Annotated in this window: 17 protein-coding genes; 11 read left to right on the top strand and 6 right to left on the bottom strand. The window is 69.6% G+C overall.

All coding sequences use genetic code 11. The features are described 5' to 3' along the window. From BW41_RS19705 to BW41_RS19680, 6 genes are all read left to right on the top strand, one after another. Positions 1 to 840, top strand: coding sequence for a p-hydroxycinnamoyl CoA hydratase/lyase (locus tag BW41_RS19705; RefSeq protein WP_037536940.1), 840 nt, complete (start codon positions 1 to 3; stop codon positions 838 to 840). Between the two features lie 11 nt (positions 841 to 851). Continuing rightward, the gene (locus BW41_RS19700) at positions 852 to 2,990 is read left to right on the top strand and encodes an acetate--CoA ligase family protein (RefSeq protein WP_037536938.1); all 2,139 of its coding nucleotides are present in this window, start codon (positions 852 to 854) and stop codon (positions 2,988 to 2,990) included. A gap of 23 nt (positions 2,991 to 3,013) precedes the next feature. Then, complete coding sequence (locus BW41_RS19695) at positions 3,014 to 4,324, top strand: MFS transporter (protein ID WP_037537022.1); 1,311 nt, start codon at positions 3,014 to 3,016, stop codon at positions 4,322 to 4,324. A 40-nt stretch (positions 4,325 to 4,364) separates the two neighbouring features. Further along, a complete protein-coding gene (locus tag BW41_RS19690; RefSeq protein WP_037536937.1) occupies positions 4,365 to 4,814 on the top strand; it encodes a MarR family winged helix-turn-helix transcriptional regulator in 450 nt (149 codons plus the stop codon). A gap of 65 nt (positions 4,815 to 4,879) precedes the next feature. Then, complete coding sequence (locus BW41_RS19685; protein ID WP_051583743.1) at positions 4,880 to 5,953, top strand: aromatic ring-hydroxylating dioxygenase subunit alpha; 1,074 nt, start codon at positions 4,880 to 4,882, stop codon at positions 5,951 to 5,953. Between the two features lie 96 nt (positions 5,954 to 6,049). Then, a complete protein-coding gene (locus tag BW41_RS19680; RefSeq protein ID WP_037536934.1) occupies positions 6,050 to 6,247 on the top strand; it encodes a helix-hairpin-helix domain-containing protein in 198 nt (65 codons plus the stop codon). Here the strand turns inward: BW41_RS19680 and BW41_RS19675 are convergent. The 5 genes from BW41_RS19675 to BW41_RS19660 all read right to left on the bottom strand — a co-directional run bounded on the left by BW41_RS19675 (position 6,244) and on the right by BW41_RS19660 (position 12,691). Then, positions 6,244 to 6,597: a response regulator gene (locus BW41_RS19675; protein ID WP_037536932.1), complete on the bottom strand. Its 354-nt coding sequence runs from the start codon at positions 6,595 to 6,597 to the stop codon at positions 6,244 to 6,246. The genes BW41_RS19680 and BW41_RS19675 overlap by 4 nt on opposite strands. Positions 6,598 to 6,691: 94 nt before the next feature. Then, positions 6,692 to 8,182: a PAS domain-containing protein gene (locus BW41_RS19670; RefSeq protein ID WP_037536930.1), complete on the bottom strand. Its 1,491-nt coding sequence runs from the start codon at positions 8,180 to 8,182 to the stop codon at positions 6,692 to 6,694. Between the two features lie 47 nt (positions 8,183 to 8,229). Continuing rightward, entirely contained in the window at positions 8,230 to 8,391 is a 162-nt protein-coding gene (locus BW41_RS21680; protein ID WP_200870479.1) for a hypothetical protein, read from the bottom strand. Between the two features lie 2 nt (positions 8,392 to 8,393). After that, positions 8,394 to 10,034, bottom strand: a complete 1,641-nt coding sequence (locus tag BW41_RS19665) for a histidine kinase famiy protein (RefSeq protein ID WP_037536929.1) — start codon at positions 10,032 to 10,034, stop codon at positions 8,394 to 8,396. Between the two features lie 83 nt (positions 10,035 to 10,117). Then, positions 10,118 to 12,691, bottom strand: coding sequence for a GAF domain-containing hybrid sensor histidine kinase/response regulator (locus BW41_RS19660; protein WP_051583733.1), 2,574 nt, complete (start codon positions 12,689 to 12,691; stop codon positions 10,118 to 10,120). 300 nt (positions 12,692 to 12,991) lie between these two features. Here BW41_RS19660 and BW41_RS19655 point away from each other — a divergent pair, with 300 nt between their 5' ends. Genes BW41_RS19655 through BW41_RS19635 form a run of 5 tightly spaced genes read left to right on the top strand, consistent with a single transcriptional unit; the run spans position 12,992 to position 19,182 of the window. Further along, on the top strand, positions 12,992 to 13,471 hold the full coding sequence (locus BW41_RS19655; protein WP_235199835.1) for a DUF2721 domain-containing protein: 480 nt from the start codon (positions 12,992 to 12,994) through the stop codon (positions 13,469 to 13,471). Next, a complete protein-coding gene (locus BW41_RS19650) occupies positions 13,468 to 14,028 on the top strand; it encodes a DUF4337 domain-containing protein (protein ID WP_037536928.1) in 561 nt (186 codons plus the stop codon). The genes BW41_RS19655 and BW41_RS19650 overlap by 4 nt, the downstream gene beginning before the upstream one ends. Before the next feature lie 50 nt (positions 14,029 to 14,078). Beyond that, on the top strand, positions 14,079 to 18,086 hold the full coding sequence (locus tag BW41_RS19645) for a Pls/PosA family non-ribosomal peptide synthetase (RefSeq protein ID WP_037536926.1): 4,008 nt from the start codon (positions 14,079 to 14,081) through the stop codon (positions 18,084 to 18,086). After that, a complete protein-coding gene (locus BW41_RS19640) occupies positions 18,083 to 18,652 on the top strand; it encodes a 4'-phosphopantetheinyl transferase family protein (RefSeq protein ID WP_037536924.1) in 570 nt (189 codons plus the stop codon). The genes BW41_RS19645 and BW41_RS19640 overlap by 4 nt, the downstream gene beginning before the upstream one ends. Further along, complete coding sequence (locus tag BW41_RS19635; RefSeq protein ID WP_037537018.1) at positions 18,649 to 19,182, top strand: GNAT family N-acetyltransferase; 534 nt, start codon at positions 18,649 to 18,651, stop codon at positions 19,180 to 19,182. The genes BW41_RS19640 and BW41_RS19635 overlap by 4 nt, the downstream gene beginning before the upstream one ends. Before the next feature lie 6 nt (positions 19,183 to 19,188). Here the strand turns inward: BW41_RS19635 and BW41_RS19630 are convergent, their stop codons facing one another. Further along, a complete protein-coding gene (locus BW41_RS19630) occupies positions 19,189 to 19,920 on the bottom strand; it encodes a potassium channel family protein (protein ID WP_051583732.1) in 732 nt (243 codons plus the stop codon). Between the last annotated feature and the right edge of the window lie 23 nt (positions 19,921 to 19,943).

Raw genomic sequence — 19,943 nt, 5'->3', positions numbered from 1 at the left:
ATGACCATCGAACGTACCGAAGAGGAAACCGTCGCCTTCACCGTCGAGGACGGCATCGCCTGGGTCCGCTTCAACCGGCCCGAGAAACGCAACAGCATGAGTCCCAAGCTCAACCGCCAGATGATGCGGGTACTCGACGCGCTCGAATTCCGCGACGACGTCGCGGTGCTGGTGCTGACCGGCGAGGGCACCGCCTGGTCGGCGGGCATGGACCTTCAGGAATATTTCCGTGACACCGAGGCGCTCGGCCTCGCCGGCACGCGCGGGGCGCAGCGCGAGAGCTACGGCTGGTGGCGGCGGCTCCGCTGGTATCAGAAGCCGACGATCGCGATGGTCAACGGCTGGTGCTTCGGCGGCGGCTACGGCCCGCTGTTCGCCTGCGACCTCGCCTTCGCCGCCGACGAGGCGCAGTTCGGGCTCAGCGAGATCAACTGGGGCATCCTGCCCGGCGGCGGCGCGACCAAGGTCGCGGTCGAGCTGCTGTCGTTCCGCCGCGCCATGTATCACGCGATGATGGGCGAGACGATCGACGGGCGCACCGCGGCGGAATGGGGGCTGGTCAACGAATCGCTGCCGCTCGCCGATCTCAAGGCGCGCGTCACCGCGGTGGCGCAGGTGCTCGCCAAGAAGAACCCGGTCGCGCTCAAGGCGACCAAGGACGCGGTGCGCCGCGTCGGCGTGATGACCTATGACGAGGCGGAGGATTATCTGATCCGCGCGCAGGAGGCGGCGAACAGCTACGACAACGAGGGGCGAAAGGAGGGCATCCGGCAATTTATCGACGACAAGAGCTACAAGCCGGGCCTGGGCGCCTATGATAAGACCAAGACGCGCGGCTGAGGAGCGAGACGATGTCGATCGATGCCCCGGCACCGTCCCTTACTCCGTCGCCGTCGATCGCCCGGCTGCTGCGCCCGCGGTCGGTGGCGATCGTCGGTGCGTCGGACAAGCCGGGGGCCCTCGGCGCGGCGGTGCTCGCCAACCTCGATCGCCATCGCTTCGACGGCGCGATCCACCTCATCAACCCGCGCCGGGAGGAAATCGGCGGACGGCGCTGCCTGCCGTCGATCGCGGCGCTGCCCGAAGGCGTCGACGTCGCGGTGCTGGCGATCCCGCGCGCCGGCGTGCTCGATGCGGTGCGCGAACTGGCGGCGCGCGGCGTCGGCGCGGCGGTGATCTTCTCCGCCGGATTTGCCGAGGGCGGCGCGGCGGGGCTCGCCGAACAGGCGGAGATCGGCCGCATCGCCCGTGAAGCGGGGATGGTGGTCGAGGGGCCGAACTGCCTCGGCATGGTCAATCATCCCGACGGCGTGCCGCTGACCTTCGTCGAGACGGTGGCGACCCCGCCCGCGCCGGGACAGGCGGGGATCGGCGTCGTCTCGCAATCGGGCGCGATGGCGGCGGTGCTCGGCACCGTCTTCGCCGCACGCACGCTCGGCCTGACCTTCTCGGTATCGACCGGCAACGAGGCGGCGAGCGGGGTGGAGGATTATGTCGACTATCTGGTCGACGAACCCGGCACGCGCGTGATCGCGATGATCGTCGAGCAATTCCGCCAGCCGGCGCGCTTCCTCGCTGCCGCGCGTGCCGCGCGGGCGGCGGGCAAGACGATCGTGCTGCTCCATCCCGGCACGTCGAGCGCCGCGCGCGAGAGCGCGGCGACGCATACCGGCGCGATGGCGGGCGATCATGCGGTGATGCGGCTGCTCGTCCGCCAGGCGGGCGTCGTGCTCGCCGAGACGCTGGAGGAATTGAGCGACGTCGCCGAGATCGCGCTGCGCTGTCCGCGCCTGCCGGCGGGCGGCACCGCGGTGCTGGGTGAATCGGGGGCGTTCAAGGCGCTGATGCTTGACCTTGCCGAAGCGCTCGATCTGCCGCTCGCCGCGCTCGGCGACGATACGGCGCCGGCGTTGCGCGCGGCGCTGCCCGAGTTCGTCGGAGTGAGCAATCCGCTCGACCTGACCGCGCAGGGGCTGGTCGATCCCGATCTCTATACCCGCACGCTCGCCGCGCTGTTCGCCGACGATCGCGTCGATACGATCCTGATCGGGCTGATCCAGACCGATCCGGTGACGATGGCGATCAAGCTGCCGCCGATCCTTGCCGCGCTCGGCGACGGTGCCGACAAGCCGGTGATCTATGCCGGGCTCGACGAGGGCGCGCCGATCGGGGAGGAGGCCGTCACCGCCTTGCGCGCACGCGGCGTGCCGTGCTTCCCGTCGAGCGAGCGCGCGCTGCGGGCGATCGCCCGGCTGGTCGATGCCACCGCCCCGGCGGCGCGCGTGCCCGCGGCGGCGCCGCCGCTCGCGCTGCCCGAGGCGGGCGGCGTCATCCCCGAACATGCCGCCAAGGCGCTGCTCGCCCCCTGCGGCTTCACCTTTCCGGCCTCGCGCCTGGCGACGAGCCGCGATGCCGCCTGCGCCGCGGCGGAGGCGCTCGGCTATCCCGTCGTGCTCAAGGCGCAATCGGCGGCGCTCAGCCACAAGAGCGATGCCGGTGGCGTCATCCTCCATCTCACCGATGGCGCGGCGGTCGCCGCCGGCTGGGACCGGATGATCGCCGATGTCGCGCGCCACCTGCCCGGCGTGACGCTCGACGGTATTCTGGTCGAGGCGATGGGCGCGCGCGGCACCGAGATGATCGTCGGTGCGCGCAACGATCCCGATTGGGGGCCCGTCATCCTCGCCGGCTTCGGCGGCGTGCAGACGGAGGTGCTCAAGGACGTGCAGCTGTTCGCGCCGACGATGACGCACGCGCAGGTCGTCGCCGGACTGCGCCGGCTGCAGGCCGCCGCGCTGCTCGACGGCTGGCGCGGCGCGCCGGCGCTCGACGTCGCGGCGCTCGCCGATCTGGTGCTAAGGCTCGCCGACGTGATGGTGGCGCATCCGCGCATCCGGGAAGTCGATCTCAATCCGGTGATCCTCCACCCGGCCGGCGCCGGCCTCAGTGTCGTGGCGCTCGACGCCTTGATGGCGGTGGAGCCCAGCTAACAGGAGACAGCGTGGTGACGGCGATGGGCGGCGGCGGGGTCGATCCCCGCCAGAGGATCGAGACGGGGGCGATGCACTGGCGACAGATGGTCGCGATCGCCCTGTGCGTGCTGCTCAACGCGCTCGACGGGTTCGACGTGCTGGCGATCAGCTTCGCCGCGCCGGGCATCGCCGCCGAATGGCAGGTCGATCGCGCCGCGCTCGGCGTCGTGCTGTCGATGGAGCTGTTCGGCATGGCGGCGGGATCGGTGCTGCTCGGCCGCGTCGCCGACCGGATCGGAAGGCGGCCGGTGATCCTCGCCTGCCTCGCGATCATGGCGGCGGGGATGGCGCTGGCGCCGCTGGTCGGCGGTATCGTCACGCTGTCGCTGGTCCGGCTCGTCACCGGCCTCGGCATCGGCGGGATGCTCGCCACCACCAATGCGATGGTCGCCGAACAGGCGAATGCGCGCAGCCGTTCGCTCGGGGTGACGATCATGGCGGCGGGCTATCCGCTCGGGGCGATCGTCGGCGGGACGATCGCCTCGGCACTGCTGGCGGGCGGCGGCTGGCGCGACGTCTTCGTCTTCGGCGCGATCGTCAGCGCCGCCTTCCTGCCGCTGGCGTGGTGGCTGCTGCCCGAAACGATCGGCTATCTGGTCGAGCGGCAGCCGCGCGACGCGTTGGCGCGGGTCAATGCGCTGCTCGCGCAACGCGGCGAGCCGGTGCTGGCGACGCTCCCCGACCCGGCGGCGGCCCAGGCGCGCGGCGGCTGGCGGGCGCTGTTCGGGCCGGGGCTGGCGGGCACGACGCTGCTGCTGACGCTCGCCTATCTCGCGCACATCATGACCTTCTACTTCACGCTCAAGTGGATCCCGAAAATCGTCGTCGATCTGGGGCATCCGGCGGCGGTGGCGGGCGGCGTGCTGGTCTGGGCGAATGTCGGCGGGCTGACGGGCGCGGTGCTGCTCGGCCTGCTGTCGAAGCGCTGGCCGGTGCGGCCGCTGGTGCTGGCGGCGCTGGTCGGTGCGGTCGCGAGCGTCATCGTCTTCGGCCGGGCGGCGGGCGATCTCGGCACGCTCAAACAGGCGGCGGCGCTGGTCGGCGTCTTCACCAATGCGGCGGTGGTCGGCCTCTATGCGCTGGTCGCGGACTCCTTCCCGGTCGCCGCGCGCGGCAGCGGCACCGGCTTCGTCATCGGCGTCGGACGCGCCGGGGCCGCGCTCGGGCCGATCGTCGCCGGATTGCTGTTCGCCGCGGGCGGCGATCTCGCGCTGGTCGCCGACTGTATGGCGGGGGGATCGGCGATCGCCGCACTGGCCTTGCTCGCGCTGCCGCGGCGGCGCGCGGCGTAGCGCGCTTGTCGGCGCGGGGAGGAGCCGTCATGCCGGTGCGATGCCCCAGCTCGACCTCGACCGTTACGTCCCCTTCTTCCTGTCGTCGATCGGCAACAAGCTGTCGCGCGGTGCCTCACGCATCTATCTCGCGCGCTTCGGCATCGGCGTGAACGAATGGCGACTGCTCGCCAATCTCAAGGTGCGCGGCACCGCCAGCGCCGGCGCGATCTGCGAGGCGAGCGGCATCGACAAGGCCGCCGCCAGCCGGGCCACGGGCCGCCTGCAGGCGCTCGGCCTCGTCCAGGCCGTGCCCGACCGCGCCGACGCCCGCAGCCGCGCGCTGTCGCTGACCCCGGCGGGGGAGGCGATGCACGACGCCATCATCCGCATCGCACTCGACCGCGAGCGGGCGCTGCTCGCCGGGCTCGATGCCGCGGAGCGCGACCAGCTGATCGCGCTGCTCGGCAAATTATACGCCAACGTCGATCGTCTCGATCGGGATAGTTGACATCGCAACTATATCGGCAGACGATCGCCGGGCTTCCGCCAGAGGAGCGGACAATGGAGAGCGTGATGTTTCTGCAAGACCGCTGGTATGTCGCCGCCTGGGATCATGAGGTCGACCGTCAGCCGATGGCGCGGACGATCTGCGGCGAGCCGGTGGTGCTGTACCGCAAATTCGACCGGTCGATCGCCGCGCTGCACGATGCCTGCCCGCACCGCATGCTGCCGCTGTCGATGGGCCTCAAGGAAGGCGACAATCTGCGCTGCCGCTATCACGGCATGCTGTTCGATCCCGACGGCGCGGTGCTCGAAATGCCGATCAAGGGCGAACGCCCCAATCAGGCGCTGTGCGTGCGCCGCTATCCGGTGGTCGAGCGGCATCGCCTGATCTGGGTGTGGATCGGCGATCCGGCGCGCGCCGACGACACGCTGGTGCCCGACTTCTGGCCCTGTTCGCACCCCGACTGGACGTTCGACGGCGGCTATTATCCGATCGCCTGCGATTACCGGCTGGTGATCGACAATCTGATGGACCTGACGCACGAGACCTACACGCATCAGGGATCGATCGGCCAGCCCGAGCTGATGGAGGCGGCGATCGAGACCGAGGTGCGCGGGGAAGAGGTGTTCGTCACCCGCTGGATGCCCGGGGTCAATGCGCCGCCCTTCTGGCGCGACGCGCTCAAGCAGGACGGCCCGGTCGACCGCTGGCAGATCTGCCGCTTCATCGCGCCCTCGTCGATCCTGATCGACGTCGGCGTCGCGCCGGTCGGGGCGGGGGCGACGATCGAGGATCACGACCAGGGCGTGCGCGGCATGGTGATCGACGCGCTGACTCCCGAGAGCGAGACGACCACGCATTATTTCTGGGGCATGGCGCGCAATTTCGACATTCGCGATCAGGGCTTCACCGAACGGTTCAAGGCGCAGCAGGGCCGCGTCTTCGCCGAGGATGTCGAGGTGCTCGAGGCGCAGCAGCGCTCGATCGAGCGCAATCCGGGGATGAAGCTGCGCGGCTTCTCGATCGATGCCGGCGGCGTCCGCTCGCGCCAGGTGTTGGCACGGCTGATCCGCGCGCAGCAGGAGGAGGCGCAACCGGTGCCGCCGACGCCCGAGCCCGTGCCGTCGCCCGCCCACTTCTGATCTGCCGCCCCGGCGGCTGCCGCGAGGCCGCCGGGACCCCGCAGGATCGCGCGGGACGGGCTTGACCCCGGCAGCGGCAGGGCGGATCACGGTGGCATGAGCGATAGCGTCAACGTCAATACCGCCACCGCCGAGCAGCTCGATGCGGTGCCGGGCCTGCGCGGCCATGGCTTCGAGATCGTCCGCTATCGCGGCGAGCGCGGGCGGTTCACCGATCTGCGGCAGCTCGAGGAGGTGCCGGGGCTCGCCGGCAAGATCGACGACAGTCGCGCCGCGCTGACCGTCGCCGATTAGGCGGGCGGGGCGATCGCGCGGAAGGTGGCGATGAGCAGGCGGTCGTCGACCGGTTTGTGCAGCACGCGCATCGACGTCGCCCGCGGCCGGAACGCGCGCGGTTCGCCGGTGACGAAGAGCACCGGTATCTCGCCCGCCTGCGCGGTGATCCGGTCGACCGCGGCGGGGCCGGTGCCGGCGGCGAGCGTGACGTCGGCGATGATCACCGCGGGTCGACGGGCAAGCGCCTGCGCCACCGCATCCTCCTCGCAATCGGCCATGTCGATCGTCACCGCGCCGGCGCTCTCGACCAGCTGGGCGATATGATCGGCGATAAACCAATCATCCTCGATGATGAGCACATGACACATGGTCCTGTCTCAATGATCGCGGGGGGCGATATGTTCGGTAGCGTACCGATTTGTCAGCAACTGTGACACATCGGCCGCAGCGCCGGCCGTGCGGCTAGACCGCCGCCTCGATCTCGAAGCGGACGCCGGTCGGCGGGTAATGGATCGCCGCGCCGCCGCGGACATGCCGGCGCAGCACGCGTTCGATCATCCGCGTGCCGAAGCCGGTGCGGCTCGGCGGCGTCACCGGCGGCCCGTCATGTTCCGCCCAGCAGAAGAACAGCCGCCGCTCGCCGTCTTCGTGACGGATCGACCATTCGATCGCGACGCGCCCCTCGGGCACCGACAGCGCGCCATATTTGATCGCATTGGTGGCAAGCTCGTGCAGCGCCATCGCCAGCGCCAGCGTGATCTCCGGCGTCAGCCGCACCGACGGGCCATGCGCCGCGAAGCGTGCACCGTCACGGTCCTTGAACGGCAGCAGCGCGCGATCGACGATGTCGCCGATCGATGCGCCCTCGACCTCGTCCTGGATCAGCAGCTCCTGCGCGGCGCCGAGGCTGGCGATCCGGCCGGTCACTGCCGCGGCGGCATCCTCCAGCGACACGGCGTCGCGCAGCGTCTGGCTGACCACCGCATTGACGGTGGCGAGCGTGTTCTTGACGCGATGGGTTAGCTCGCGCGCGAGCACGGCGCGATGCTCCTCGGCGAATTTGCGCGTCGAGATATCGGTCGAGAAACCGGTCATCGCCAGCGGCGTGCCGTCGGCGCGATGCTGCAGGTCGCCCTGGATCGACACCCAGCGCTGATCGCCCGCCGCGGTGAGGATGCGATATTCGATGTGATAGGGTTCGCCATGCGTGATCGTCCGCTCGACTGCGGCGCGCATCATCGGCAGATCGTCGGGATGGATGGCGGCGAGCAATTGTTCGTAGGTGAAGGGCTCGCCGAGCGGCCGGCCGAAGATGCGCTTGCATCCCGACGAGGCGGTCAGCACCATCTCGGGCAGGTCGAGCGTCCAGGTGCCGAGCCCGCCCGCCTTGAGCGCGAGCCGCAGCCGCGCATTATGCGCGGCGAGATCGGCGTCCCGCTGCGCCACCTCGGCAGCGAGCGCCTCGCGGTCCTGTTCGAGCATCAGCACGCGATGCCGCTCGACGGTGACGTCGATCTGCGTCGCGACATAATAGCGCAGCGAGCCGTCGTCGCAGAAGACCGGGGCGACCATCAGCCGGTTCCAGAACGGCGTCCCGTCACGGCGATGGTTGAGCAGGTCGAGCTCGATCGGCACGCGCTGCGCGATCGCTTCGCGCAGGCGGACGATGTCATCGGCGTCGGTCAGCGGCCCCTGCATGAAGCGGCAGTTGCGGCCGAGGATCTCCTCCGCCGGAAACCCGGTCAGCCGCTCGAATGCCGGATTGACGTAGATGAGCGGGCAATCGGGCAAGGTCGGATCGCTGACCACCATCGCCACCGGCGTCATGGCGAAGCCGACCTGCATCGGATCGCAGGCGTCCAGACCGCGCGCATAGGCGTCGATCGCCGCCTGCACGGCAGGCGTCGGCTGATACGGCTGGATCGGGGCAAGGGGAAGCGGTTGACGGTCCAAAACGAGAACGTTCTAGCCTGGGATTACCTTGGCCGCAAACGCCGGTATCATGCCTTTGCCGCCTTGATCTCGGTATGACGGGCGGCGCGGTCCGCCATCGCCAGCCATGCCGCCTCCGACCGGCGCAGCCGGGCGATGACGTTGGGCAGGCTGGTGGCGGACGCCTGTTCGGCGCAGATCGTCGCCTGGTCGCGGTAATAGCTTTCCATCTTTATCCCCCGTGGCTGCCGATCCCGGTCGGCCCTTCGATCACCTGACGTACCTTGGTCGCCAGTTCGCTGCGCTTGTACGGCTTCTGGATCAGCTCGAATTCGGCACCGCGCGCGTCGACGCGCTCGATCGACGATTCTGCATAGCCGGTGGTGAGCAGCACGCGCATCTTCGGCCGCCGCCGCTTGATCTCGCGCGCCAGCATCACGCCGTTCATCCCGCCCGGCATGATCAGATCGCTGAACAGCAGGTCGATATGGCCGGCCCCGTCGAGCAGGGCCAGCGCCTCATTGGCATTTTCCGCGCGCAGCACGGTATAGCCGAATTCGGAGAGCACGGTTTCGGCATAGTCGCCGACATCGACCTGATCCTCGACGACCAGCACCGTCTCGCTGCCGCGCTTGTCGGCGAGCGAGCGCGACGCCGGCGCGGTGATCGGGTCGGCCTTGCCATATTCGCACGGGAACAACATCCGCACCGTGGTGCCGTGGCCCTCCTCCGAATAGAGGCGCAGCGAGCCGCCCGACTGCTTCATGAAGCCATAGACCATCGACAGGCCGAGCCCGGTGCCCTTGCCCTGATCCTTGGTGGTGAAGAAGGGTTCGGTGACGCGCTTGAGCACCTCGGGCGACATGCCGGTACCCTCGTCGGTGATCGTCACCGCGACGTAATTGCCGCTTTCGAGCTCGCCGAACCCCTTGTCGCCCGCTTCGATCGACCGGTTGCGCACCTCGATGGTGATCGTGCCGCCATCGGGCATCGCGTCGCGGGCGTTGAGCAGGATGTTGATGATCGCCAGTTCCGCCTGGGTCGGGTCGATCCGTGCGTTGCAGGTGGTTTCCTGATGCTGGATGCGGACCTTGACCAGCCCGCCCGCGGTACGCTCGATCAGCGGCTGGAGCTCGTCGATCAGGTCGACGAGATTGACGACGCGACCCTGCAGTTTCTGCCGGCGCGAGAAGGCGAGCAACTGCTGCGTCAGCGTCGCGCCGCGCTCCGCCGCCTGCATCACCGCGTTAATCGAGCGCGAGGCCTTGGCGCGGTCGAACTCGCCGTCGCCGTCGATCTGGCTGCGCAGCACATCGCTGAAGCCCTGGATGACGGTGAGCAGATTGTTGAAATCGTGCGCGACGCCGCCGGTAAGCTGGCCGACCGCTTCCATCTTCTGCGCCTGGCGCAGCCCTTCCTCGGCATCGCGGCGGCGCGTCACGTCGAGCTGCGAGGCGAAGAAATAGATCAGCTTGTTGTCGGCATCGAACACCGGCGAGATGAACAGCGCGTTCCAGAAGGCGGCGCCGTTCTTCTTGTAATTGAGCAGCTCGACCGAGGTTTCCTGCCGCCGCTCGATCGCCCGGCGGATCTCGGCGACCGTCTCGCGATCGGTGTCCGGCCCTTGCAGCAACCGGCAGTTGGTGCCGACCAGCTCGTGCCACTCATACCCCGTCATGTTGATGAAGGCGGGATTGGCGAAGACGATCGGATTGTCCGGCTGATTGGGATCGGTGACGATCATCGGCATCCGCGTCGTCTTGACCGCGGCGAAGAAGATGCTGTTGCTGTCGTCGCCCATGTCGTGATTGGCGGCGCCCGAAAGGTGGGGCGGCGGGCCGCCGGGGGGCGTTTCGGTCGTTTCGTCTACCATGAGCGTCCGGGACAAGAGGGAGGGCATGCTCCGAAGTGCCGGCCACCGGGCCGAAACAACCGAGATTGACCTTTGTTCCCAATCTATGTGTTTATCGCGCCATCGCCACGGTTGGGCGCGCCAGACTCCGGCGGCATCGCAATGATCGCGGCGAGGCAGGCGGAAAGCTCGGCGATGCGGAACGGCTTGGTCAGGCGCGGGATATCGGCATCGACGCCGTCTTCCTCGGCATAGCCCGAGACGATCAGCACCGGCAGGCCGGGGCGGCTCGACCGCAGCCGCCGCGCCAGTTCGGTGCCGCTCATCCCCGGCATCAGATGGTCGGTGACGAGGATGTCGGGGGCGAGGCCGCCGTCGAGCAGGCGCAGCGCCTCTTCCGCCGACCCCGCCTCGACCACCTCATATTGCATGTCGGTGAGCATGTCGGCGGTGCTGAGCCGGACGAGTTCCTCATCGTCGACGAGCAAAGCGGTGCCGATGCGGCGCGGCGCGGCGAGCGGTTCGGCGTTCGCCGCGTCGTCCCGGATGGCGGCGGCGCTGATCGGCAGCCACAGGTTCATCGTCGTGCCATGACCCGGCGCGCTCGCGATCGTCAGCCCGCCGCCGAGCTGCGCGGCGAGGCCGTGGACCATCGACAGGCCGAGACCGGTGCCCTTGCCGATCCCCTTGGTCGAGAAGAACGGCTCGATCGCGCGGCGCTGCGTCTCCTCGTCCATGCCGACACCGGTATCGCGCACGCTGAGCCGGACGTACTCGCCGGCGGCAAGGCCGTGGCCGTTGCGCGATTCGACGCTCTCGGCGCGTGCGGCGATGGTCAGCTCGCCGCCGCCCGGCATCGCGTCGCGCGCGTTGACCGCGAGATTGAGCAGCGCCATTTCGAGCTGGTTGAGATCGGCCCGCGCCGGCGGCAGGTCGACGAGGTCGACGCGCACGTCGATCATCGGCCCGAGCGTCGCGCCGATCAGCCCGGCCATGTTTTGCACGATGCGGACGACGTCGACCGCGGTGGGTTGCAGCGGCTGGCGGCGCGCGAAGGCGAGCAGGCGCTGCACCAGCGTCTTGGCGCGCTCGGCGGATTGCAGCGCGCCCTCGATCAGCCGCCGCTCGCGGGCCGAGCCGATGCCCTTGCGCACCAGCATGTCGAGCGAACCGATGATCGGCGTGAGCAGATTGTTGAAATCATGCGCGACACCGCCGGTGAGGCTGCCCATCGCCTCCATCTTCTGGCTCTGGCGCAGCGCCTCGCGCGCTTCCTCCAGATCCGCCTCGCGCGCCTTGGTGACGCTGAGATCGCGACCGACCGCGACGAAATGGACGCCGTCCTCCTCGGGCGCGACCGTCCATTCGATGTCCTTCCAGCCGCCGTCGCGCGTCGCGATGCGGTTCTCGAACCGGGTCGGCCGCCGTGTCTCCGCCATCCGCGCGATCGCCGCCAACGTCTGCGGCCCGTCTTCCGGGTGGATGAAGCTCGCATAGCCGCGGGTGAGCAGATCCGCCTCGCTCCAGCCGAGCACGCGCGACCAGGCCGGGCTGACCGCGGACATCATCCCGGCGTAATCGGCGCGCGCCAGCATGTCCTGCGACAGGTTCCACAGCCGGTCCCGCTCTGCCGAGCGGACGGCGATCTGCTCCTCGAGCGTCTCGTTGAGGCGGCGCAGGCCATCGGCGGCGCGGGCGCGCTCGACCGCGGTCTTGACCCGCTCGGCGACCTCCTGGACGAGGCTCTCCTCCGCCTCCGTCCAGACGCGCGGCGTCGCCGACTGGACCGCGAGCAGGCCGACGCCTGCTTCCTCCTCGAACAGGATGACGTCGATGAACGCGCCGACCTCGCGCTGGGTGAGGCCGTCGCGCGCCTCCTGATTGAGCCGGGGATCGGCGCCGACGTCGCGGACCACGACCGGGGTGCCGAGCCGATAGGCGCCGAGCAGATCGGGACCGAAGGCGTCGAGCGAATGCGTGCCGACGATCGAGCCGACGCCGCGGGCGAAGTCGCACGTCACCGTCATCTGCCCGCCGGCGATCTCCGCATAGAAGACGCGGCTGGCGTCGAGCCGTTCGCCGAGCCGTTCGGCAGCGAGGTCCATGATCGCATCGGCATGGTCGAGCGGGCGCAGCGCATCCGCCAGCGACAGCAGGAAGGCGGTGCGGCGCTCGCTGGCGACGCGGCGCGTCGTCTCGGCCAGCACGCAGATGACGCCGCCGGGCCTGCCGCTCTCGTCGAGCACCGGCGAATAATCGAGGTCCATCCAGACCTGCTCGGGCCGGCCGTGGCGGTGGAGCGTCAGCTCCTGGTCATGATAATGGAGCGTGCCGCCGGCGAGGCCGACGGTCATGACGTGATCGTTGAACTCGGCGACCTCGGGCCAGCCGAGCCGCACCTCGCTGCCGAGCAGATCGGGATGACGGCCGCCGGCGAAGACCGAATAGCCGTCATTGTACAGCATCACCCCCGCCGGGCCCCACAGCAGCACGATCGGCACCGGCGAGCGCAGCAGGATCGCGACCGTGGTGCGCAGGCTCGCCGGCCAATAGTCGATCGGTCCCAGCGCCGTCGCCGACCAGTCGCGCTCGCGGATCAGCTCTCCGCACGCGCCGCCGCCGTTGAGGAAGTCGAAGGTGGCGACAGGACGGATGGAGAGAGCGGAATGGGCCGGCATGAGGGCAGCGTGATCCTGCAAACGGGGGCGTGCCGCACGATCATCCACGCCGCGCCCACGCCAGAGACGCGTCGTTGTAGACGCACGGCGGCACGACGAAAAGCCTGATTACCCGCGATTTGCGGGGCATAATCCGCAGCCCGTCGCGTCCCGTTCAGCAATTTGGCAAGAAAGAGGGAATATGTCCGGTTTCGATCTTTGCCGACGACGCGACTAATATAAAGCATGGCCGTTATGGACGGGCCAATAGGAGTGGGATGCGATGACGGGCAGGGCGGGGCGGCGCGACGGGTCTCTTTGGTGCGCCGCCGCATCCATGGCGGCGGCGCCGCGCCGATGACGCCGGCGCCCCTCAACAGCGCGGCGCATGTCATCCAGCTCGCGCTGACGCCGATTTTCCTGCTCACCGCCGTCGGTTCGCTGCTCAACGTGTTTTCGACGCGGCTCGCGCGCGTGCTCGATCGCGTCCATGCGCTGAAGGCGGCGGGTCATGGCACGCGCTATGAGCTGGATCGGCTGCGGCTGCGGTCGAAGGTGCTCGACGCGGCGGTGCTGAGCGCGGCGGCGGCCGGCGGGCTGACCTGCTGCGCGGCGGCGACGATCTTCTTCGGCGTGCTGCGCGATACCGGCACCGCCACGGTGTTGTTCGGGCTGTTCGGCGCCGCGCTGGTCGCCGCGATCGTCGCGCTTGCCTGTTTCGCGACCGAGGTCTTTCTGTCGGGCCGGGCGATCCGCGAACATCTCGACGAGGCGGAGATGCCCGGACAGGGTGGGGCATGACGCAGGAGGAATTCGAGGTCCGCGGGACGCATGACGAGGCGGTCGAGCATCACGCCCGCCACGAGCCGCTCGCGCAGAAGATCGCGCTGTTCTCGGCGATCCTCGCGACGCTCGGCGCGATCGTCAGCTTCCTCGGCGGGCACGAGCAGAACGATGCGCTCTATTACAAGAACGAGGCGGTGCTGATGAAGGCGCGCGCCTCGGATGCCTGGGCCTATTATCAGGCGGAGGATCTCAAGCGTCACCTCGCCGAGACCAGCGCCGCGCTCGCCCCCGCGTCGACGCACGATTATGCCGCGGACGCGGCCCGCTACGCCAGGCGCGGGCAGGCGCTGCGCACGACCGCGGAAGGCTATGACCGCCGCTCCGAAGAGGCGGATGCCGAGGCGCGGCGGGCGCTGCGGCCGCACACCAAGCTCGCGATCGCGATGACCTTCCTCCAGATCGGCATCGCGCTCGCCTCGATCAGCGCGCTGACCCGGCGGCGCTGGCTGCTCGCCGGCGCGTCGGCGTTCGCACTGATCGGCGTCGCGCTCAGCATCGCCGCCTGGTTCTGACCGGCGATGACATTCCCAAGGATCGATATGTTGGACGGCAAGCCTTTCGCATGAGCACCCTCGATCTCGCCCTGCCCGATCACACCATCGAGGCGCCGATCACGCCCGCGCCGGCGCTGCGCCCCGACGAACCCTATGCGCGCGACGAACTGCTCCACGAGCTGTTCGACGCGACCTGCCGGACCAGCGGCGGCGCCTGCGCATTGCACCTGCTCGGCGCGAGCGAGGAATATGGCCGCAGCACGCGCTGGACCTACGACACGCTCGCCCGGCGCAGCATCGCGCTGGCGCAGCGGCTGCGCGCGATGGGGATCGGCCGCGGCGACCGCGTCGTGCTGTGCCTGCCGCGCGGGCTCGACCAATATATGGCGATCCTCGGCGTGCTGCGCGCCGGTGCCGCCTATGTGCCGGTCGACTGGGGCTATCCGCAGGACCGGATCGACTACATCGTCGAGGACAGCGGCGCCGCGCTGACGCTGACCATGATCGCGCGTGCCGACGCCTTCGGCGGCGCGACGCTGGCGATCGATGCCGAACTGGGCGAGCTCGCCGCCGAGCCGATCGTGCCGCTGGAACGCGAGCAGACCGGCGCCGAGCCCGACGACCTCGCCTATATCATCTATACCTCGGGAACGACCGGCCGGCCCAAGGGGGTGATGATCACCCATGCCAATGCCTGCCATCTCGTCCGTTCGGAAAGCGCGATCCTCGCACTAGACCCCGATGACGTGGTGTTCGGCGGGTTCAGCCTCGCCTTCGACATGTCGGTCGAGACGATGTGGAGCGCCTTCTTCGTCGGCGCGCGGCTGCTCGTCGCCACCGAGGCGCTGGCGAGCAGCGGCCCCGATGTCGCGATCGCGCTCGCCGAGGCGCAGGCGACGGTCTGGCACGTCGTGCCGTCGCTGATCGCGCTGGTCGAGCATCCGGTGCCGACGCTGCGGCTGATCAACATGGGCGGCGAGGCCTGCCCGCCCGATCTGCCGCGGCGTCTGGCCCGGCCGGGGCTGCGGCTGCTCAACACCTATGGCCCGACCGAAACCTCGGTCACCGCGACCTGGACCGAGGTGCAGCCGGGCCAGCGCATCACCATCGGCAAGCCGCTGCCCGGCTATACCGCCTGGATCGTCGACGCGGCGTTGCAGCCGGTGCCGGCGGGGCAGGAGGGCGAGCTGGTGATCGGCGGCCCCGGCGTCGGCGTCGGCTACGTCAACCGGCCGGACCTCACCGCCGAGAAGTTCACGATGACGCCGTTCGACGGCGTGTCGGGCGCGCCGGAGCGCATCTATCGCTCGGGCGATCTGGTGCGGCTCGATGCGGCGGGCGACATCGATTTCGTCGGGCGGATCGACACGCAGGTCAAGATCCGCGGCTTCCGCGTCGAGCTCGCCGAGATCGAGGCGGTGATCGGCGAATGGCCCGGCGTCGCGCAGGCGGTGGTGCATCTGTTCAAGGACGACGACGGCGCCGAATTCCTCGCCGCCTTCCTCGTCGCGCGCGGCGGCGAGGCGATCGACATCGCCGGGCTGCGCGCGCTCGTCGCGGAGCGGCTGCCCAATTACATGCGGCCCGCCGCTTATCAGATCCTCGCCGCGCTGCCGACGCTGCCCGCCTCGGGCAAGGTCGACCGCAAGGCGCTGGTCAAGCCGGAGGTCACCGTCACCACCGGCCGCGCGCTGGTCGCGCCGGCGACGCCGATGGAGGAAATGCTTCACCGCGTCTGGACCGAGGCGTTCGCGCCGCAGCCGGTCTCGGTGCTCGACGATCTGTTCGAGGATCTCGGCGGCCATTCGCTGAAGGCGGCGCGGCTGGTTTCCGCCGCGCGCAAGGTGCCGGGGCTGCAGGGCCTGTCGCTCGAGGACGTCTATGCCGCGCCGACGATCCGCGCGCTGGCGCAGCGCATCGGCGGCACCGCACCGGTCGCGGTGCAGGCGGCGGACAGCTTCCATCATATCGCGCCGTGGAAGCGCTGGCTGTGCGTCGCGGCGCAGACGGTGGCGCTGCTGCCGATCTACACGCTCGCCGGGCTGCAATGGTTCTCGCCCTATATCGCCTACACCCATCTCGCCGGCCGGCTCGACCGGATCAGCGCGCTGATCCTCTCCGGCCTGTTCTTCACGATCGTGCCGATCGCGTCGATGTTCCTGTCGATCGCGCTCAAATGGCTGATCGTCGGGCGCTTCAAGGCGGGGGATTATCCCCTGTGGGGCGGCTATTATTTCCGCTGGTGGCTGATCCGGCGGATCATCGGCGTCACCGCGACGCCCTATCTGGCGGGCACGCCGATGATCCGCGGCTATTACCGGCTGCTCGGCGCGAAGATCGGCGCGCGTGTCCATATCGGCACCGGGGTGATCGACACCGCCGACCTGCTCGAGGTCGGCGACGATGCGATCATCAGCGATCAGGCGGTGCTCGCCACCAGCTCGGTCGAGCGCGGGCTGCTGCGGCTCGGGCGGGTGACGCTGGCGCCGGGCGCCTTCGTCGGCTCGCAGGCGGTGGTCGGCCGCAACGCGACCGTCGGAGAGGATGCGGTGCTCGACGATATGTCGGCGTTGCAGGCCGATACCGTCATCCCTGCGCGCCAGCGCTGGACCGGATCGCCCGCCGCGCATGCCGGCGACGCCCTGCCGCGGCCACCGCGGGTGGGGCGCGAGCCGGTCGGGCCGTTGCTCGGGCTGCTGGTCGGCGCCTTCCTGCTGCCGATCATCGCCATCCTGCCGATCGCGCCGGGCCTGATCGCGCTGATAGAGCTCGACTGGGCGACGACCGGCTATACCTATATGCTCGTCTCGCCATTCCTCGCGACCACCTATGTCGTGATGATGTGCGTGCTGACCGTCGCCGCCAAGCGGCTGATCCTCGGCAAGGTCGCGCCGGCGACCTACCGGCTCGATAGCTGGTTCTACGTCCGCTACTGGCTTGTCAAGCAGATCAACGACCTTGCGTTGCGGCTGCTCCATCCGATCTTCGCGACGCTCTACGTCATTCCCTGGTATCGCGCGCTCGGCGTCAAGGTCGGGCGGCGTGCGGAGATTTCGACCGCGAGCGCGATCGTCCCCGATCTCGTCGAGATCGGCGCGGAAAGCTTCATCGCCGATTCCGTCATCTTCGGCGCGGCGCGGATCGGCCATGGCACGATCGAGCTGGCGCATACCCGCATCGGCCGGCGCAGCTTCATCGGCAATTCGGCGCTGCTGCCGAGTGGCGCGCAGATCGGCGACGAGGTGCTGATCGGCGTCCTCTCCAAACCGCCCGAGGACCCCGCGCAGGCGACCGAGAGCGGCAGCACCTGGTTCGGTTCGCCGGCGATCAAGCTGCCGGTGCGGCAGGTCGCGACGATGTTCGACGAGGGCGCGCGCTTCAATCCGTCGCGCGGGCTGATCGCCACCCGCCTGTCGATCGAGGCGGTGCGCACGACTTTGTCGCTGACCGCCTTTCTCGTCTTCTTCAGCCTGTTGCTGTCGGTGGTCGGCGACCTCGACGATCTCGAACGCGGCGGGCTGGTGATCGGGCTGGCCTTCCCCTTCCTCTACGTCGGCTTCTGTCTGGCCTGCGGGGCGTTCGTGCTGGCACTCAAATGGCTGGTGGTCGGCCGCTACAAGGCGACGACCGCGCCGCTGTGGAGCACCTTCGTCTGGCGCACCGAACTCGTCACCGCGACCTATGAGAATCTCGCCGTCGCCAATCTGCTCGAGCCGTTGCGCGGGACGCCGTGGATCGGCCTCTACCTGCGGCTGATGGGCGCGAAGGTCGGCAGGCGTTGCTATATCGACACCACCGACCTGACCGAGCACGATCTGGTGACGATCGGCGACGATGTCGCGCTCAACGATTTCGCCGGGCTCCAGACGCATCTGTTCGAGGATCGGGTGATGAAGGTCGGCCCGATCCGCGTCGGTGACCGCGCGACGATCGGCTCGCTCGCGATCGTGCTCTACGATGCCGAGGTCGGCGCCGATGCGCAATTGGGCGACCTGTCGGTGGTGATGAAGGGCGAAACCCTGCCCGACGGCACCAATTGGGAGGGCAGCCCCGCCCGGATCGCGACCGGCGCATGATGCCGCTGTGGCACGACGGGCCGCTCGCGGCGCTCGACTGGGACGGGCAGGCGCCGGTGGCGTGGCGGACGCAGGCGACGGCCGGCGCGCGGGCGGGCCGGATGCAGGCGCTGGTCGCGCATCTTTCCGGTTGTGCGGCGGAGGACGTGCGGCTGGCGCGGACCGCCGCGGGCGCGCCGCGGGTCGCCAGTCCCGGCGGCTGGCACGTCAGCCTGTCGCATCGCGGCGAGGTCTGCCTGATCGGCGCGGCGTTGCAGCCGATCGCGGTCGATCACGAGCCGGTCGACGCCGCGCCGCCGCTGTGGGACATGCTCACCGACGAGGAGGCGGCGGAGTTGCGCGCGGTGCCGCCCGCGGCGCAATCGCGCGGCTGGCTGCGCCGCTGGACGATCAAGGAGGCGCACGCCAAGCTGATCGGCACGCCGCGCCGCATCGCGCCTGAGGCGATCCGGACCCGCCTGCACGACGCAAGCCGCGCGACCGCGCGGTTCGAGGGCATCTCGCGCTGCTGGACGCGCGACGACGGCGGCGCGATCGAGACGATCGCTCTATGGGCGGCGGCATGAGCCGGGTCGCGGTACGGCGCTATACGGCGGCGGATCGTGCGGCGGTCCTCGCGATCTTCGACAGCAATCTGCCCGAATATTTCGGTGCCGGCGACCGCGCCTGGCTCGAGGAGACGCTCGACGAACCCGACGGGCCCGCGTTCGTCGTCACCGTCGACGGCGATCCCGCGGCCTTCGGGGGCTATGAGCTGTGGGACCATTATAACAAGGCGTTGCTCTATTGGGGCATGGCAGGGCGGGCATGGCATGGCGCCGGGCTCGGGCGGCTGCTGCTGTTCGCGCGGCTGTTCGACATCGCCTGCCACGCCGCGCCGCCGACCCGCTATGTCACGGTCGATACCTCCGATCTGGTGGCACCCTTCTTCCGCCGCCACGGCTTTGCGATCACCCGGGTGTGGCCGGAGGGCTATCGGAGCGGCATGACGATGCACGAGCTGCATTACGACCTCGTCGCGACGACACCGGCCGCGCTCGCCGAGGAACGCGATGCGGCGCTGGCTGCGGCGGAGGCGGCGGTGGCGCGCCGCTGATCGCGCTCAGTCGCGCTCCTCGTGTGCGAGGTGGAGCGCGACGAGGCGGGCGAGCAGCGTCGCCGGGAAGAGCTGGCCGATCACCGATTCGAGATTGGCGAGGCTGCGCGCGAGCGGCGCGACGGGGACGATGTCGCCGAAGCCGGTGGTGGTGATCGTCGCAAGGCTGAAATAGGTGAAGGCGGCGGTCGAGCTGCTCGCGCCATGCGGTTCGAAACCGCTCCCGGCAAACGCCCCCGGCGCGTGCATCGCAATCGCACTATAGAGAATCGCGAACAATGCCGAGACGTTGAGGTAGAGCAACACCGCGCCGCGGACGCGATGCGCGGTCACCCGCCCGGCGGCGAAGACGTGCGGCGCGACCACCGCGGTGACCGCGGCGTTGAACAGCAGCGCAGCAAAGGCGATCGCCTCATGCTGTTCGGTGGTGCTGAGCGGCAGGGTCGCCGAGATGGCGCGGCTCAGCACCGGCCAGCCGGTCAGCAGCGCGATCGAGACGAGCAGCACGATCCGCCACAGCCGTCGGCGGGTGAGCACGGTGATGCAGATCAGCGCAAAGCCGAGGTGACAGACATCGAGCAGCGTCCGCCCGAACGCCAGGCTCTGTGCGAGCGGGACGACGATGAACAGCGTCAGGCCTTGCAGGACGAGCAAGGCGGACAGGCTGTGATCGACGCGGCGTTCATAGTCGGACAGCGGCGGCGTGATCGGCGGCGTCGGCATCTTCGGCTCGGGCATCGCATCGTCTCCAGCAGCGGGCC

The sequence above is a fragment of the Sphingomonas sp. RIT328 genome, from assembly GCF_000632225.1.
Classification (GTDB): Bacteria; Pseudomonadota; Alphaproteobacteria; order Sphingomonadales; family Sphingomonadaceae; genus Sphingomonas; species Sphingomonas kyungheensis.
This window is presented reverse-complemented; position numbering and strand designations above follow the sequence as displayed.